Annotated in this window: 5 protein-coding genes; 3 read left to right on the forward strand and 2 right to left on the reverse strand. The window is 62.6% G+C overall.

The window, feature by feature from the left end; all coding sequences use genetic code 11:
* Position 1 precedes the first annotated feature (1 nt).
* The 3 genes from AC58X1_RS00570 to AC58X1_RS00580 all read left to right on the forward strand — a co-directional run bounded on the left by AC58X1_RS00570 (position 2) and on the right by AC58X1_RS00580 (position 14,169).
* Positions 2-3,082 carry a non-ribosomal peptide synthetase gene (locus tag AC58X1_RS00570; RefSeq protein WP_497428087.1) on the forward strand — a complete coding sequence of 1,027 codons (3,081 nt, stop codon included), beginning with the start codon at positions 2-4 and terminating at the stop codon, positions 3,080-3,082.
* A complete protein-coding gene (locus AC58X1_RS00575; protein ID WP_497428088.1) occupies positions 3,079-13,548 on the forward strand; it encodes an amino acid adenylation domain-containing protein in 10,470 nt (3,489 codons plus the stop codon). Before AC58X1_RS00570 ends, AC58X1_RS00575 begins: the two co-directional genes overlap by 4 nt.
* 285 nt (positions 13,549-13,833) lie before the next feature.
* Positions 13,834-14,169, forward strand: coding sequence for a colicin E1 family microcin immunity protein (locus AC58X1_RS00580; RefSeq protein ID WP_497428089.1), 336 nt, complete (start codon positions 13,834-13,836; stop codon positions 14,167-14,169).
* A 22-nt stretch (positions 14,170-14,191) separates the two neighbouring features.
* Here AC58X1_RS00580 and AC58X1_RS00585 read toward each other — a convergent pair whose 3' ends face one another.
* A complete protein-coding gene (locus AC58X1_RS00585; protein WP_497428090.1) occupies positions 14,192-15,394 on the reverse strand; it encodes a colicin-like pore-forming protein in 1,203 nt (400 codons plus the stop codon).
* A gap of 274 nt (positions 15,395-15,668) precedes the next feature.
* Positions 15,669-18,182 (reverse strand): TonB-dependent siderophore receptor, encoded by a 2,514-nt coding sequence (locus tag AC58X1_RS00590; protein ID WP_497428091.1) that lies wholly within the window; start codon positions 18,180-18,182, stop codon positions 15,669-15,671.
* Between the last annotated feature and the right edge of the window lie 37 nt (positions 18,183-18,219).

Raw genomic sequence — 18,219 nt, forward strand, 5'->3', positions numbered from 1 at the left:
CATGACGTACAGCACTCCAGCAGAAATCTTCCAGACCTCCGCCCAGCAAGCCGCACTGCTGCGCGCCGAACGCAATGCCGGGCGCCCGCTGCTGGCCACCCTGCAGCTGCCTGCCAGCGTTGTCGGTGACGACGCGCAGTGGCACGCCGCGCTGCTGCAACTGGCCGAGCGCCACGAAATTCTGCGCACTCGCTACACCCAGGTGCCTGGCCTGCAGTTGCCCGCCCAGGCGATCAGCGCGCAGGCCGAGGTACGCCTGATGCACGCGGCTGACCTTGAGCAAGCCCGCGAGCTGGCTCGCGCAGCGTTGGCAGAGACGCCGCTGGTGGCAGTGCGTTGGGCTGAGCAAGTGCTGCTCGCCGCGCCGCTGGCCAGCCTTGACCGGACCAGCCTGCGCCTGTTGGCTGATGAACTGGCGGCGCTTGGCCAGGGCCAGACATTGCCTGAATTCGATGCCTTGCAATATGCCGACTACGCCGCTTGGCAGGAGGAGCTTGCCGAGCAGCAACTGGGCCAAGAGGGCCTGGCCCATTGGCGCGGTCTGCTGGCGCAATTTACTCATGCCCCGCAGCTGCCATTCGAGCGTCGGGTTGGCCTGGGCGGCGAGCGGGAGTCGAGCCTTCTGGAGTTGCCATTGGCGACCGTGGCAGGCCTGGCGGCGCAGCTTGGGCTGCCGGCGCAGGCAGCGCTTGGCGGGCTATGGGCAGGTTTTCTGGGCGGCCTGCTGGGCGAGCAACGAGTTTTGCTGAGCCTGCTGGTGGATGGTCGCAACGAACAATTGCTCGCCACCTTGGGCCACTTCGCTCGGCGTCTACCGGTTGCCGCAGAGGTGCCGGCGCAGCAGTCTGTGCGCGAGCACCTGCAGGGCTTTGCCCAGCAGTTGGCGCAGAGCCGCTCCTGGCTTGAATGCTTCAATGAAGTGGAACTGTTCGAGAGCAATCTGGACCATCCCGGCCCGTTGCTGCTTGGCGCTGACATCGAGCTGGTGACTGAGCACGATCTGGTGCTGGTGCAAGATCCCGCTCAAGCCGAAAAACTCCACCTGCAGGCGCGCCGCTGCGGTCAGCAACTGATTCTGCAACTACTGGCCCCGGTCGGCCTGCTCGCACCGGGCTTGCTGGATGCCTGGCTGGCCCAGTTTGCTGTGTTCATCGCCGGGGCTGCGGCCGCGCCTGAGCACCCCGTCAGCGACATCGCCACGCTCGATGCCGGCCAGTCGCGGCAGGTGCTGGCGTCGCTGGACCACAGTGCCAGCCTGCAGGGCCCGCAGGCGCAACTGCTGCACCAACTGTTTGAACGCCGCGCCGCGCTGCATCCGCAGCACATCGCCTTGCAGGTCGAAGGCCGCCAGCTGAGCTACGCCGAACTCGACCGCCAGGCCAACCGCCTGGCGCGGCGCCTGCAAGCCGAAGGTGTCGGCCGTGATGCCCTGGTGGGCGTCTACGGCGGCCGCTCAGTGGAAATCGTGGTGACCCTGCTGGCCATTCTCAAAGCTGGCGGCGCGTATCTGCCGCTGGATCCGTCCTATCCGCACGAACGGCTGAGCTTCATGCTTGAAGACGCTGGCGTCCGCTGCCTGGTGCGCTTGCAGGCGCTGCCTGAAGCACTGACGCTGCCCGCTGCAACCGTGCAGCTGGAAGTGACCGCGCAGACGCTGGAGGAGGGCGACGCCAGCCCGCTGCCGGCCAGCAATCACAGCGACGATCTGGCCTATGTGATCTACACCTCCGGCTCTACCGGCCTGCCCAAAGGCGTGATGATCAGCCATGCCAACGCCTGTGCCTCGACCCAGGCGCGCTTGCAGTTCTACCGCGAACCGATCCAACGCTTCCTGATGCTGTCGTCGTTCTCGTTCGACAGCTCTGTGGCCGGCATTTTCTGGACCCTCGCTCAAGGCGGCAGCTTGTGCCTGCCGGCCGAGCAGGCACACAAAGACCCGTTGCAGATCGCCCAGCAGGTTGCCGACCAGCAAATTTCGCACTTCCTCGCGCTGCCATCGTTCTATGCGCAGATCCTCGAAGCACTGCCAACTGACGCCGGCCTGGCCTGCGTGATCGTGGCCGGCGAGGCCTGCCCGGTCGAGCTCAGCGAACGCCACCAGCAACGCTTGCCGCAGACACTCTTGGTTAACGAGTACGGGCCGTCCGAGAGCGCCGTCTGGTGCACTGCCCAGGCAGTTGCCGAGCCCGTGCTGGCCGAGCGCGTGGCGATCGGCACGGCGATTGCCGGCACCCGCTTGCAGGTGCTCGACGAGGAGGGCGAACTGGTCGGCTTCGGTCGCCCGGGTGAGCTGTATATCGCCGGCGCCGGCCTGGCCCGCGGCTACCTGGCAAGGCCGAGCCTGACCGCCAGCCGCTTCTTGCCGGACCCGCACGGGGCAGTACCCGGGGCGCGCCTGTACCGCACCGGCGACCGCGTAGCCTGCCGCCCGGACGGCGTGCTCGACTACGTTGGACGCCTCGATTTCCAGCTGAAGATTCGCGGCTTCCGTATTGAGCTGGGCGAGATCGAAGCGCGTCTCGGCGCTGACAGCCGTGTCCGCGAAGCGGCGGTGGTTGCCCGTGATACCGCAGCCGGCAAGCAGTTGGCCGCCTATGTGGTATTGCACGCCGACGCGCCCGCCGAGGCCAGTGAAGCGGCGCTGCTGGAGCTGCTGCGCGAGCAATTGCCCGAGCATATGGTGCCCGCCTTCATCAACGCGCTCGAGCGCATGCCGTTGACCCCCAACGGCAAGCTAGACCGCAACGCGCTGAGTGCCCGCGAGCAACGCGGTCAGGCCTACGTCGCACCGCGCAATGAGCTGGAACAGACGCTGGCGCGCATCTGGCAGGAGGCGCTGGAGCTGCCGCAAGTCGGTATCCACGACAACTTCTTCGCCCTCGGCGGGCATTCGTTGCTGGCCACGCGGATTCGCTCGCGGGTACACAGCGAGCTCAATATCAACCTGCCGCTGCGCGCATTTTTCGAAGGTGAAACCGTCGAGTTGCTGGCCCAGCAGGTCGAGCTGCACCGCGATAACGAAGTCAACGAAGACAAGCTCGATGCCCTCGAAGCCCTGTTCGCCGAGGCTGAGCAGCAATGAGTCAGCTACCCGATCGGATGTTGGCCCTGGCCAAACGCTTTGCCGGCTTCAGCCCAGCGGAACGCAGCGCCCTGCAGGCGAAGATGATCGCCCAGGGGCTGTCGCTGGATATTCTGCCGATTCCGCCGCGCGAGGCGGGCATCAGCGAGTTGCCGGCCTCGTATGCGCAACAGCGGCTGTGGTTGGTATGGCAACTGGACCCGCAGTCCAGCGCCTATAATCAACCCGCGCAGCTGCGCTTGCGTGGACAGCTGAACAGCGCCGCGCTGGAGCAGGCGATCGGGCAGTTGATCGAGCGGCACGAAGTGCTGCGCACCAGCTTCCGCTGGCACGAGCAGCAGGTGTTGCAGGTGATCCACCCGCAGCGTCGGTTTGCCCTGACCCGGCTCGACCTGAGTGCCGCGGGTGAGGGCGCCGAAGCGCTATTGGCCGAACAGATGACGGCGCTGGCCGAGCAGCCCTTTGATCTGGAGCGTGACTTGCTGCTGCGGGCAACGCTGATCAAGCTCGCTGCCGAGCAGCATGTGCTGTTGTTCTGCAGCCACCATATTGTCTGCGATGCCTGGTCGTTGCCGATCCTGGTTGATGAAGTCAGCGAAGGTTATCGCCAGGCCTTGCAGGGCCAGCGCGCTGCGCTGCCGCCTCTGGCCGTACACTACGCCGACTACGCCCACTGGCAGCGGCTGTGGCTGGAGGCCGGTGAGGGCGAGCGGCAGCTGGCCTACTGGCGCGAGCGACTCGGTAGCGAGCACGTGCAGCTGGCTTTGCCACTGGACCGGCCACGCACGGCCAGCCGCAGCAACCGCGGTGCGCGCCATGAAATCGAATTCGATGCAGCCCTTGGCGCGCGCCTGCGCGCTATGTCGGCGGCGACCGGCAGCACGCTGTTCATGCTGCTGCTGGCCAGCTTCCAGGCCGTACTGCACCGTTACAGTGGCGCCGCTCAAGTCCGCGTCGGCACGCCCGTGGCCAACCGTACTCGCGCTGAAGTCGAGGGGTTGATCGGCTTTTTCGTCAACACGCAGGTGCTACAGGCTGATATCACGCCCCAGCAGACTTTTGCCGCGCTGTTGGCCCAGGTCAAGAGCCGGGTCCTCGAGGCCCAGGCGCATCAGGACACGCCGTTCGAACAACTGGTCGATGCCCTGCAACCCGAGCGCAATCTGGACAGTAGCCCGCTGTTTCAAGTGCTCTACAACCATCTGGTCGACGCAGCCGACGCCGGCCGCCTGGAATTGCCGGGCCTGACCGTCGAGGTGCAGGGCAGCGGGCATGAAGCGGTGCGCTTCGACCTGACCCTGAGCACCCGCGAAGCCGATGGCCGCTTGTATGCAGCCTTGGTGTACGCCACTGATCTGTTCGACGCCAGCACCATTGCCCGCCTAGCCGAGCACTGGCGCAATCTGCTCGCTGATGCACTGCGCGATCCGCAGCAGGCGATTGGCGACCTAGCGCTGTACAGCCCTGCAGAACAACAGCAATTAGCGCAATGGGCCGAAGGCGGCCCGTTGCAGCAGCGCGCCCTCGATGTACCAGCGCGGATCAGTGCCCATGCGCAAACCACACCTGAGGCCATTGCTGTGGTGCAAGGCGCACGGCGCCTCAGCTATGCCCAGCTCGACGGCCAGGCCGAAGCCTTGGCCGGGCGCTTGCGCGAGCAGGGCGTGGGCGCCGATGTACTGGTCGGTATCGCTGCCGAGCGTTCGCTGGAGATGGTCGTCGGCCTGCTGGCGGTGCTTAAGGCCGGCGGCGCCTATGTGCCGCTGGCGCCCGAGTACCCGCAGCAACGTCTCAACCAGATGATCGCCGACAGCGCCCTCGAGCACCTGCTGGTGCAGGCGCCGCTGGCTGAGCGCTTTGCCGAGCTGACCGGCGTCCACCAGCAACTGCTGCCCGACCCGACCCAGGCGTTGTCCGGCGCAGGCTGGGCGCTGGCGCCGATCAGCGACCCGCAGCAATTGGCCTATGTCATCTTTACTTCCGGCTCCACCGGTCGCGCCAAGGGCGTCACCGTCAGCCACGGCGCGCTGGCCAACTACGTTGCAGCCATCGGCGAACGCCTGCCGATCACTCAGGCGCGGAGCATGGCGCTGGTCTCGACCATGGCCGCTGACCTTGGTCATACCGTGCTGTTTGGCGCGCTGTGCCACGGCCAGGCCTTGCACCTGATCGACAACGACATGGCGGTCGATGGCAGCGCCCTGGGTGCTTATCTGCACAACGAACAGATCGATGTGCTGAAGATCGTGCCGTCGCACCTGGCGGCGCTGCTTGGCGAAGATAACGCCGCAGTCATCCCCCGGCAGTGCCTGGTGCTGGGCGGCGAAGCCTGCCCGCCAAGCCTGTTGCAGCGCATCCAGCAGCTGGCCCCGGCCTGCCGCGTGGTCAATCATTACGGCCCGACCGAGACCACGGTCGGCGCCATCACCCAAAGCCTCGATGGCGACTGGGCGCACGCTACACGCCTGCCGCTGGGGCGGCCGCTGGCCAATCTGCGCGCCTATGTGCTCGACAGTGATGCTGGCGCGTTGCCGGTGAACTGTGCCGGTGAGCTGTACCTGGGCGGTGCCGGCGTCGCCCGCGGCTATCACGTGCGCCCGGGCATGACCGCCGAGCGCTTCGTGCCCAACCCGTTCAGCGCCGATGGCGCGCGGCTGTACCGCACCGGTGACCAGGCGTGCTACCGCGCCGATGGCCTGCTGGAGTTTATTGGCCGGGTCGATCATCAGGTCAAGATTCGCGGCTACCGGGTCGAACCTGGCGAGGTGCAGGCCTGCCTGCAGAGCCACCCACAGGTGCGTGAATGCGCCGTGGTTGCTCAGGACGGCCCGACCGGCAAACAGCTGGTGGCTTATCTGGTCGCCGCCGAGGCCGATCTGCCCGGGATCCGTCAGTGGCTGGGCGAGCAGTTGGCAGCGCATCAGGTGCCGAGCCATCTGCTGCTGTTGCCGACGCTGCCGCTGACCGCCAACGGCAAGCTGGATCACAAGGCACTGCCGCAACCCGACGTCAGCAGCCAGGCCGACTATCGCGCCGCCGCCAACGACGTCCAAGGTCAACTGGTAGAAATCTGGCAAGCGCTGCTTGGTGTCGAGCGGGTGGGCATCAGCGACAACTTCTTCGAACTTGGCGGTGACTCGATCATCGCCATCCAGATGGTCGGCAGGGCGCGTCAGGCGGGCATTCATATCGCCTCCAAAGACGTCTTCCGCTGCCAGACCATCCTTGAGCTGGCAGCCGTTGCCAGCTGTATCCAAGTGCTGCAAATCGACCAGGGCCCAGTGCGCGGCGAGATGCCGCTGACGCCGATCCAGCAGGTGTTTTTCGCCAGCGACATCCCGCAGTTGCAGCACTGGAACCAGTCCGTGCTGTTGACGCCACGCAGCCCGCTGCAAGTGGCACTGCTGGCCCAGGCACTGAGCACCCTGCAACAGCACCATGACGCTTTGCGCCTGCGCTATCAGCAGGTTGCCGGGCAATGGCAGGCCAGCCACGTCGACAGCATCGAGGCTTGCCTGTGGCACGAAGCCGTGGCCGACGAAGCCGCTGTGCGCGATCTGGGCCAGCGTGCACAAGCCAGTCTGGATCTGAGCAACGGCCCGGTGCTGCGCGCGGTGCTGATGGACCTTGCCGATGGCAGCCAGCGGCTATTGCTGGTGATCCACCACCTGGTGGTCGATGGCGTGTCCTGGCGGGTGTTGCTGGAAGACTTGCAGCAGCTGTACCGGGATCTGCAACAGGGCACGCTGGCGCGTCTGCCGGCCAAGACCAGCGCGTTCCAGAGCTGGGCCCTGCGCCTGCGCGAGCATGCCCGCGGCCCGCTGACCGAGGCTGAACTGGCCTACTGGCAACGCTTGCGTGACGCTGATGCCAGCCTGCCACTGGACCGCCCACACGGCGCCAACCTGGCCTGCCATGGCCGCGCTATCAACACCCGCCTGCCACGCGAGGCCACCACCCGCCTGCTGCATGACGCTGCAAGAGCCTACCGCACGCAGATCAACGACCTGCTGTTGCTGGCCCTGGCCGAAGTGGTATGCCGCTGGACCGGTCGCCCTGAGGTGCTGGTGCAGTTGGAAGGGCACGGCCGCGAAGAGCTGTTCCCTGAAATCGACCTGTCACGCACGGTTGGCTGGTTCACCAGCCTGTACCCCGTGCGTCTGGCCCCAGCCGACGATATCGCCAGTTCGATCAAGGCAATCAAGGAGCAACTGCGCCAGGTGCCGGGCAATGGTCTGGGCTTCGGTGTGCTGCGTCATCTCGGTGACGATGCCTGCCGCGCCGCGTTGGCGGCAGTGCCGAAACCGGCGATCACCTTCAACTACCTGGGCCAGTTCGACCAGAGCTTCGACGAGCATTCGCTGTTTGCGCCGGCAGCGGAAAACGCCGGGGACGAGCGCGACAGCCGTGCCCCGCTGGGCAATTGGCTGACCCTCAACAGCCAGGTCTACGGCGGCGAGTTGGCGCTGAGCTGGAGCTTCAGCAGCGAGGTGTTCGACGATGCCACGGTGCAGCGGCTGGCCGACGACTATCAGGCGACCCTGCTGGCGCTGATCGAGCACTGCTGCCAGCTGGCAAGCGGCGGAGTAACGCCGTCCGACTTCCCGCTGGCTGCGCTCGAGCAAACCCAACTGGACGCCTTGCCGGTAGCACCGCGGGCCATCGCCGACCTCTATCCACTGGCGCCGATGCAGCAGGGCATGCTCTTTCACACCCTCTACCAGCAAGCCTCGGACGACTACGTCAATCAGCTGCAAGTGCCGGTGCAAGGCCTCGACGCCGAGCGTTTCGGCAAGGCGTGGGCGGATGCAATTACAGCCCACGACATCCTGCGCACGTCCTTCCACTGGCAGGGCGAGCTGAGTGAGCCGGTGCAGATTGTCCATCGTCAGGTCGAGCTGCCGTTGCAGGTGCTCGATGGCCAAGGCGTGGATCTGGAGGCATTGGCCGCTGCCGAGCGGCAGGCCTGTTCGCGCTTTGATCAGGCGCCATTGCTGCGTCTGCTCCTGCTGGAGCTGGGCGGCGACAAGCAGCACCTGATCTACACCAACCATCACATCCTGATGGACGGCTGGAGCAGTTCGCAGCTGATGAGCGAAGTGATGCAGCGCTATCACGGCCTGCAGCCGGCTCGTCAGCCTGGTCGTTATCGCGACTACATCGGCTGGCTGCAGCGCCAGGACGGCGCCGCCTGCGAAAGCTTCTGGCGCCAGCGCCTGACGGCCCTGGACGAGCCTACCCGGTTGGCCGGTAGCCTCGCCCGGGGCACGGGTGCGAGTGGCCATGGCGAGTTTCACCATGACTGGGACGAAGCCAACAGCCAGCACCTGCAGGCGTTTGCCCGGCAACAGAAAGTCACCGTCAACACCCTGGTGCAAGCGGCCTGGCTGCTGCTGTTGCAGCGCTATACCGGCCAAGCCAGCGTGGCCTTTGGCGCCACGGTGGCCGGGCGGCCGGCAGAGCTGCCGGGGATCGAGCAACAGGTCGGGCTGTTCATCAACACCTTGCCGGTCATTGCCACCCCACAGGCAGGCCAGCGCGTCGGCGACTGGCTGCACAGCGTCCAGGCCGAAAACCTCGCCCTGCGTGAGTTCGAGCACACGCCGCTTAACGATATCCAGCGCTGGGCCGGCACCGGCGGCGAGGCACTGTTCGACAGCCTGCTGGTGTTCGACAACTATCCGGTGGCCGAGGCACTGGGCCAACAAGCCGAGAGCAGCGTGCGCTTTGGCGACGTCGCCAGCCGCGAACGGACCAACTATCCGCTGGCCGTGGCAGTTGCAGCCGAACGCCGCCTGAGTATCAGCTACGGCTACGACCGCGCAGCGTTTACCCACGCCGCCATCGAGCGTCTCAATGGCCATCTGTTGCAGCTGTTGGCCGCCTTCATGGTCGACGCCGAGCGCCCCTTGGCCAGCATCGAACTGCTGACCGAAGCGGAGCGCGCTGCGCTGTGCCACGACTGGCCATGCTTCGCCGAACCGCCGGTACACCTGGGTATCGGCGCCATGGCCGGCGCCTGGCCAGAGCGTCAGGCACTGATCTTCAATGGCCGGCGTTTCAGCTATGGCGAGCTCGACCGGCGTGCCAACCGCCTGGCCCATGAGCTGCTCGCCCGCGGCGTCGGCCAGGAGCTGCGGGTGGGCGTGGCGTTGCCGCGCAGTGACGGCTTGCTGGTGGCCCTGCTCGCCGTGCTCAAGGCCGGTGGCGCCTACGTGCCGCTGGACCTCAGCTATCCACGCGAGCGTCTGGCGTACTTGATGGAAGATTCCGCCATCAGCCTGCTGCTGACCGAGGCGCCACAGCGCGCGCAACTGCCGATCCCGCCGGGGCTGGCGGTGCTTGAGCTGAACAGCCTTGACCTCAGCCAGCACGCGAGCAGCGCACCTGCCGTCGAGGTTGCGCCCGAAAGCCTGGCCTACATCATCTACACCTCAGGCTCCACCGGCCGCCCCAAAGGCGTCGCTGTCGCCCACGGGCCGCTGGCGATGCACTGCCGCAGCACCGGCGAGGCCTATCGCATGACGCCGGCCGATTGCGAGCTGCACTTCCTCTCGTTCGCCTTCGACGGCGCTCATGAACGCTGGCTGACCGGCTTGCTGCATGGCAGCAGCATCCTCTTGCGCGACGACAGCCTGTGGACCCCGGAGCAGACCTGCGAGGCGCTGCGCGAGTACGGCGCGACCATGGCCGGCTTCCCGCCGGCCTATCTGCACCAGCTTGCCGAGCACGTGCAGCGGGTCGGCAATCCACCGCCGATGCGCCTGTACAGCTTTGGTGGCGATGCCATGCCGCAGGCCAGCTTCGAGCTGGTGCAGCAGGTGCTCAAGCCGGAGATGATGATCAACGGCTACGGGCCGACCGAAACCGTGGTCACGCCGATGGTCTGGCGCACTGATTTGAATGACGTCTGCAGCGCGGCCTATGCACCGATTGGCAGTTGCGTGGGCGAGCGCAGCGCGTACGTGCTCGACGCCGACCTCAACCTGTTGCCGGTCGGTGTGGCGGGTGAGTTGTACATCGGCGGCACCGGGCTTGCTCGCGGCTACCTCAACCGCCCTGGACAAAGTGCCGAGCGCTTCGTGCCCGATCCTTGCGGCGAAGCCGGTGCACGGTTGTACCGCACCGGCGATGTGGTACGCCAGGACGAGGCGGGGGTATTCGAGTACCTCGGCCGCATCGACAACCAGGTCAAGATTCGTGGCTTCCGTATCGAACTAGGCGAGATCGAAGCGCGCCTGATGGGCTTTGCCGCCATCAGCGAAGCCGTGGTGCTGGCGCAGGAAACTGCACAAGGGCGCAGGCTGGTGGCTTATCTGGTGGCCGCCGCTGGCCAACGCCAGGCGCATACCGATGCAGCCTTGCTCGAGCCGATCAAGGCCGAACTCAAGGCCGCGTTGCCCGATTACATGCTGCCCGCGCATTGGCTGCTGCTCGAGCAACTGCCGCTGACACCCAATGGCAAGCTCGACCGCAAGGCCTTGCCGCTGCCGACGGTTGACCACGCTGCGCGCAGCTACGTGGCACCGCGCAATGACGTCGAAAGCACGCTGGCTGCGTTGTGGCAGGAGGTGCTCAAGGTCGAGCAGGTTGGCGTCACCGACAACTTCTTCGAACTCGGTGGCGACTCGATCATCTCGCTGCAGCTGGTTGGCCGTGCGCGGCAGGCGTCGATTCGCTTTACGCCCAAAGACCTGTTCGAGCAGCAAACCATTCAGGCCCTGGCTGCCGTCGCTGACGTGGGTGAGGGCGAGCAGATCGACCAAGGCCCGGTAACCGGTGCGCAGGTACTGCTGCCGGTGCAGCAGTGGTTCTTCGAGGAGCCGATCCCGAGCCGGCATCACTGGAACCAGTCGGTACTGCTCAAAGGCCGTGAGCCATTGCAGGCCGCCACGCTGGAGCAGGCGCTGCAGGCCTTGGTCGCACACCACGATGCGTTGCGCCTGGCGTTTGTCGAGCAAGCCGATGGCTGGCAGGCGCACTACCGTGACGTAGACGTTGCTCAGAGCCTGCTGTGGCAGGTCGAGGTGGCCGATACCGCTGAACTGCAAGCACGCTGCGAAGCTGCCCAGCGCAGTTTTGATCTGGCTGCCGGGCCGTTGTTGCGAGCAGTGCTGGCGACCTTGGCTGATGGCAGCCAGCGCTTGTTGCTGGTGGTGCATCACCTGGTGGTCGACGGCGTGTCCTGGCGGGTGCTGTTCGAAGACCTGCAACAGGCCTATCAGCAAGCGCTGCAAAACCAGCCAGTGCAACTACCGGCAAAATCCAGCGCCTATCAACGCTGGGCCGAGCGCTTGCAGACTCATGCGCAGCGCGCCGACGCGCCGGCCGAACTGGATTACTGGTGCAGCCAGCTCAGCGGCGCGGTTACCGGTCTGCCCGGTGTTGCAGCCAACGCGATCGCCAGCGGCCTCGATGCCGCCAGCGTGCACGCCCAGCTCGACACCGAACAGACCCGTCGCCTGTTGCAGGCAGCGCCGGCAGCCTATCGGACGCAGGTCAATGACCTGCTGCTCACCGCGCTCGCCCAGGTGGTGGGCCAGTGGACCGGCGCCGGCTCGACCTTGATCCAGCTCGAAGGCCATGGCCGCGAGGCGCTGTTTGACGACATCGACCTCAGCCGCACAGTCGGCTGGTTCACCTCGGTGTTTCCGCTGAAGCTGACACCGGCTCACGATCCTGCAAGCTCTATAAAAGCCATCAAAGAACAACTGCGCGCCATCCCCGACAAAGGCTTGGGCTACGGCGTGCTGCGTTACCTCGGTTCGGCGGACACCCGTCGGCAACTGGCTGCGCTGCCGGTACCGCGCATCACCTTCAACTACCTCGGCCAGTTCGACGGCAGCTTCAGCCAGGATGATGCCTTGTTCAGCCCGGCCAGCGAAGCCCATGGCAGCGATTCCAGCGCTGAGGCGCCGCTGGGCAATTGGCTGTCGATCAGTGGCAAGGTGTATGACGGCCGTCTACGCCTGGACTGGAGTTTCAGCCAGGCGATGTTCGACCCTGCGCCGATGCAGGCGTTGGCGGATGCCTATGTGCAGGCGCTGGCCGAGCTGATCGAACATTGCTGCGACGAGCGCCACGCCGGCGTCACCCCATCCGACTTCCCTTTGGCCGGGCTTGCGCAGCCCCAGCTGGACGCACTTGGCGTCGCGCCTGCGGCCATCGAAGACATCTATCCGCTGGCGCCGATGCAACAGTACCTGTTGCAACATGAGCTGCACGACGCGGTGGCGGGCGACTTCGTCAACCAGATGTGCATGGACCTCGATGGCGTCGACCCGGAGCGGCTGCGCCAGGCCTGGCAGGCGGCGATGGATCATCATCCGATCCTGCGTACCCGATTTGCCTGGGCGGCGCCGTTGACTGCTCCGGTGCAGGTGGTGCATCGCCAGGTGCGGTTGCCGTTGCGGCAGGTGGATGGTTGCGAACTGAGCACTGCTCAGCTTGAACAGTTGGCCAATGATGAGCGCCTGCGTGGGTTTGAACTGGATGCTGAGCCGCTGTTGCGGTTGGTGTTGATTCACCGCGGTGGCGCGCGTTATCGGCTGCTGTGTACCAATCACCATATTCTGCTGGATGGCTGGAGTGGTTTTCAGTTGTTCAACGATGTCCTGGCTGCCTACACCGGGCAGGCGCTGGTGCGCAGTGGTGGTGGCTATCGCGATTACATTGCCTGGCTGCAAAGCCGTGACCGTTCTGCCGATCAGCACTTCTGGCAAGGCCAACTGGCCTCGTTGCACACGCCGACCTTGCTGCAGCGCTGCGCGATCGGTCGCACTGCGGCAGCGGGAGGAGGGCATGGCGAGTTGGCCTACCGCTTTGACGCACTGCAGACCGAGCAGGTTGCCAGTTTTGCCCGCCGGCAGAAAATCACCGTCAACACGCTGATGCAGGCCGCCTGGTTGTTGCTGCTGCACCATCACACGGGTGAATCGACAGTCACCTGCGGCGTGACCTTGTCTGGACGACCGCCGCACTTGCGCGATATCGAGCGGCAGCTGGGCCTGTATATCAACGATGTGCCACTGGTGGCCGAAATAGATCGTCTACAAGGGCTGGGCGACTGGCTGCAGGATTTGCAGGCGCGCAACCTGCAAGTGCGCGAGCATGGCTATAACGCACCGGCTGAGATCGAAGGTTGGGCGGGTCTGGGCGGTGCTCTGGCGGATACCTTGATTGTCTTCGAGAACTATCCGGTCAGCGCCGCACAAGCGAGCGGCGATAGCCGCGGCTTGCGCTTGCAGGCCATGAACAGTGTCGAACAGGCCAATACCCCGCTAACGCTGTATGTGGAGCTGAAAGGCCAATTGCAGCTGCGCTTTGACTACCGACTCGATGCATTCGCTGAGGATGCGGTGGGTCTGCTGAACGAGCAATTGATGCAGGTGCTGTGGCAGTTGGTGGATGGGCGAGTTGATCGCAATCTGGGGGAGGTGTTGGGCAAACGACCGTTGGCGGCGTGATGGCTTGTCGTGAAGGGTGGAAAAAGGGGCACCGAAAGGTGCCTCTTTTTTTGCGATGACTATGGGCGGCACCCGTTAGCAGAAGCTCACTTGCGCTGCCTGAAGTCGTTGCGACCCAGCCGCTTGGCTTTGCGTAGAGTAGCTGAATGAGGGAGACTCACATGGGTATATGCATTTTGCATGCATCTGCGCTAAGCGGTATCATGCAGGTGAAAATTGCTCAGGTAGATAGGCCGTGAAAGAGGGGTCGCGGCCTTTTTTGAAGCACGTCAGAATAGACCAAAAATGGACAGTCAATATTATCTTCGGCAATGCAAACGTGGGCTGCTCTATAGCGGCGTGTTTTTGATCAACTGGTATTGGCGTGATGCGTATCCCTTAGGTAATAATGTCGTCTATACCTCGCTGGTAGTCGCCAGTTGCTTATTGTTTCCGTATGCTACTAAGTGTTTCGAGCAGCTTGCGCATGTTACGCGTACCTATAGCCTGTGGCATAGATGCTTTGGTGTCGAAACCCTCAGAAATAACGGATTTATTATGCTCTATCACGTTTTTTGTTTGGTCGTAGCGCTGCCAGTTGGCGGGCTGTATTTTCTCTACGCGAGCGCGAGAAAAAGCTGACTCAATAAGTCAGCTTGTTAGATTAAGGTTTGAGAGACAAAACAAAATCGTTGAATTTCTTCATTTGGTTGTCATCGATTGCAGCGCTGACTACAGCCATTAGCACGGCGAAGGCTAGGATTCCAGCAGCCCCTGCCGGCATACCGATAGTCATACTAAAGGCGGCTGCTAACAGTATTCCTGCGAGCTTCCCTGCCACGAAAGTTTCGGTTGCCAGGAAAAAAGAATTCCAGTTATTGGTCTCGAAGCCTTCGACTGCAGCGGTATGTAAGACCTGTAAATCCATGACTAGGGCAGTAACGCCAAAACCTTTGGCAAAGCGTGCAAGGTTCTCCGACATTTGTTTCTTATCCATGGCCTTCAGCGCAGTGGCGATTGCAGCCCTATCTGCGACGCCGAACTTCTTTTGAATGCCTTCCCGGTATTGGTCGAATGCCTTGATCGCCTGAGCTGCGGACCGGATGCGTTTACCCTGAGGAGCCTGTTCCAGTTCCCGGGCTTGCGAGGCCAGTTGATTGCCGAATTTGTCTGTTACTTCGCCATAAAAGTCGACAACGAATTTGACCGCTGCCATGTGGTCGGCTTCAGCCTCAGCCTTGGCTTTCTCCTCGGCTAGCCGTTTGGCTTGCGCCTCGCGTTGCTGCTGCGCTTTGACACGTTCTTGAGCAAGACGCTTATTCATGGATTCGATTGCGGCGTCTAGCCAAAGAACCTTGTGCGCTTCCGCGTAGGACAAGCCGTATTCCGTCTGGATACGCAATGCCATGGACATGTAGCCATCTGGGTTTCCCCTTACGCTGAGTTTGCTTTGCTTGATCTTCATCGAAATCGTAAGAGGATTGCTGCCAAAAAAAGCGTTAGCTTTTTCTACTGCAATTGCTCGTTCTTTTCCAAAGCCGGTGATAAGTACTTCCATTTTTGCAGCATTACTGATTGCATTTGATGTTGTGGCATCTACGGCGGTAAGTTGATTGATCAGGTAGGTGTCGAGTCCTTTGGAAGCCTCGGCAAAGGTTGCTTTTACTTCCCCCTCGATACGGCCGATTTCCTTCGCCAACCCTCTGTTTGCATCTTCAAGTTCATATTTCGCATAGGCCATGTGTGTGGACGCCGCGGCGCTGGACCCGAAGTGGTAAGACTGTACATTGAAGCCGATGCCAAAAGGATCATTACCAGCGGAAGGCTGTGCACCCACAAAGGTTGCTGGGAGATTCATTGTCGTCATAGAGTGTTACTCCTCGCGGTATTTAAAGGCGGAGCAGTTTTGCTCCGGAGCTGCTATCAATGCAGGTGGAGTCACTCTATATGCGTCAATGCATCAATGCAATATAAAATGCATTGATGCATTGAATCGATGGCTGGATCCGTTGAGGGGTGGTAGAGGTGGCTCTAGGCACTCGTCTGCTCGCCGAGGGGTGCAAGCAAAAACGCATGGCAACAAAAAGCCCCCGGCCGGATTTCCGGCTGTGGGCTTTGAGTTTGGGTGACCGAAGGTCAGATCAGAAGCTGTATTTCACATTGAACATCACGTTGCGCGGCGCACCCCAGTACACAGTGTCGTAGTTACCGATCCCACTGTAGTAATGTTTGTCAAACAAATTATTGACGTTAACAGTGCCCTTGAAGTCCTCGGTGAAGTCATATCCCGCCACCAAGCCGACCAACGTGTAAGGTTTCTGCTCGAACTTGGCAGTAGGGTCGTTGGTGCTGTACCAGTTGCCCGGCTGGAAGTACGTGGAGCTCTGCCAGTAAACATTACCGCCTACTGTGACTTTGTTCCAATCGCCCGGCAGGCGGTAGTTGGTAGCCACCTTGAACATATGCTGCGGCTGGTTGGTCGCTACGCGATCCTTATCACCATCATGGGACTCGACGAAGGTATAGCCGCCCATCACATTCAGGCCCTGCGCAACCTCACCCGAGAGCTCCAACTCTACGCCGCGGGTCTTCACGCCCTGCACCGCGCGATAGGCATCACCACCCGTCAACGGGTTGGTGCCGGCAAGGATGGCGAAGTTATCCTGCTTGAGTTCGAACAACGCCAGGCTGGCGTTCAGGCGATCATTGAAGTAAGCGCCTTTGATACCCACTTCGTAGCTTTGCCCGGTGAGAGGATCAAGTGGCTTGCCCGTGGCATCCAGATTGTAGGGCTGTGGTTTGAAGACATCGGTGTAGCTGAAGTAAACGGTATGGTACTGATCGATATCGTAGGTGATGCCGGCATACGGTACGACTTCGCCAGAGATGGTGTCATCGGCCGGAAGTTTGCGTCCGATGGCGTTGATGGTATCGATCTCCCAGGAGTAATCGACCACGCGCGCACCGAGAATGAGCTGGAACTCGTCAGTTGGTTTGAAAATGGTTGCAGCGAAGGCGATGCGCTGACGCGCTTCGATATCGAAGGTCGACCACCATTCAAAATTGGTTGGATAATCGCCGTAACCGTCCCATTGGAACACGTCGTCGATAACGGGATTGGTCACACCATCATCACGCTTCGAGGTCGCTTTGGTGCGCGCAATGCTATAGCCCACCACGGCTTCATGGACGCGACCACCCAGGGTGAAGGGCCCTCGCGCAAACAGATCCAGACTTTCTTCCTTGCTGGTGGTGTTGAACTTGGACGCAGTACCGATTGGGTAGATGCTGCCATCGCTACCAATATTGCCACCGATGAAGCCGTGGGAGATGCTGCCATCTGCCTGGATCGGTTCGCTGCTGATACCAGACATCAGCTCACGTGAGCGATATTGCCGACCGCTCAGGACGCTTTTGAAAACCCAGTCGTTATCAAAGGTATGCGACAGCTCCGCGAACGCACGCTGGGTTTCCTGATTTCGCCAGGTCCAGCGGTCTGCAGCGTTCTCGTCGCGGGAAAACTTGACTGTGCGACCGTCCATGAAGAAGGCTGGCAGCGCGCCAGTGGTGCTGCCGTTGTCGTAGTTCTTCTGCACGTCATAGCCGACGGTGACCATGGTGCTGTCATTCAGGTCAGCTTCGAGCACACCGTAGAAGGTGTTTTGCTCACCACTCAGATAATTTACGTAGCTGTGTTGCTTCTGCGTGCCAGCGACCATTCGTCCCCTAACATTGCCGCTGTCACTCAGCGGCCCTGACAAGTCGATATCAGCCGTGTACTTGTCCCACGAGCCGGCCCCAGCGCCGATTTGCCCTTGGAACTTGTCTGTAGGGCGCTTACGCACCAGGTTGACCACACCAGAGGGATATCCAGTGCCGTTAACCAGGCCGGTGGCGCCTTTGAGCACCTCTACACGGTCGTAGATCAGGCTGTTGCCAATACTGTAGTTATCCCGCAACGAGCCACCATCAGATGACAAGCTCGGCACGCCATCGAACTGGTAGTTCTCCAGCTGAAAGCCCCGCGAGTAAAAGCTGTACGCCTCCGAACTCTCCTGGTTTACGGTAATCCCCGGCGTCTGCTTGAGCACATCGGAAACACTTTGCAGGTTCTGATCATCCATCTGCTGGCGGGTCACCACACTGACCGACTGCGGCGTCTTGCGCAGGCTCAGAGGCAAGCGCGTAGCCGCTGCGGTTTCACCGGTGGTGTACGAACCTGTTCCTTCGGTGGTGATCCCCAACGCCGCCCCGGAAATGTTCGTTGCACCCAACTGCATGGCCGAATCATCCGCCGCCCGCGGAGCGCCAAGGGTGACGACGTTGCCCTGCACGCTGTAGCTGACGCCAGTGCCCTGCAGCAGTCGCGCCAGTGCTTGCTCAGGCGACAGGCGACCGGCTACTGCTGCGCTGCGGCGGCCTTGCACGGTGTCCTGGCTGAACAGGATCTGCATGTCGGTCTGCTTGCCGAAGCTGAGCAGCGCGCTACTCAGCGGCTGCGCCGGAATGTCGAAAGCCAGGTCCTGCGCCTGAGCAACCGTTGCGTAGGGCAGGGCCAGGGCCAGGCCAAGAGCGCTCATGCTCAACGATGGGCGCAAGGCATGGCGCAGAAGCAGTGCTTTTCCTAGTGGGGTGAGGCGGTGTGGTGCTGGCATTGTGTCGGCTCTTATATATGGCGTAAGTGTTAATGCG

This window comes from Pseudomonas sp. PGPR N4 (assembly GCF_059693665.1).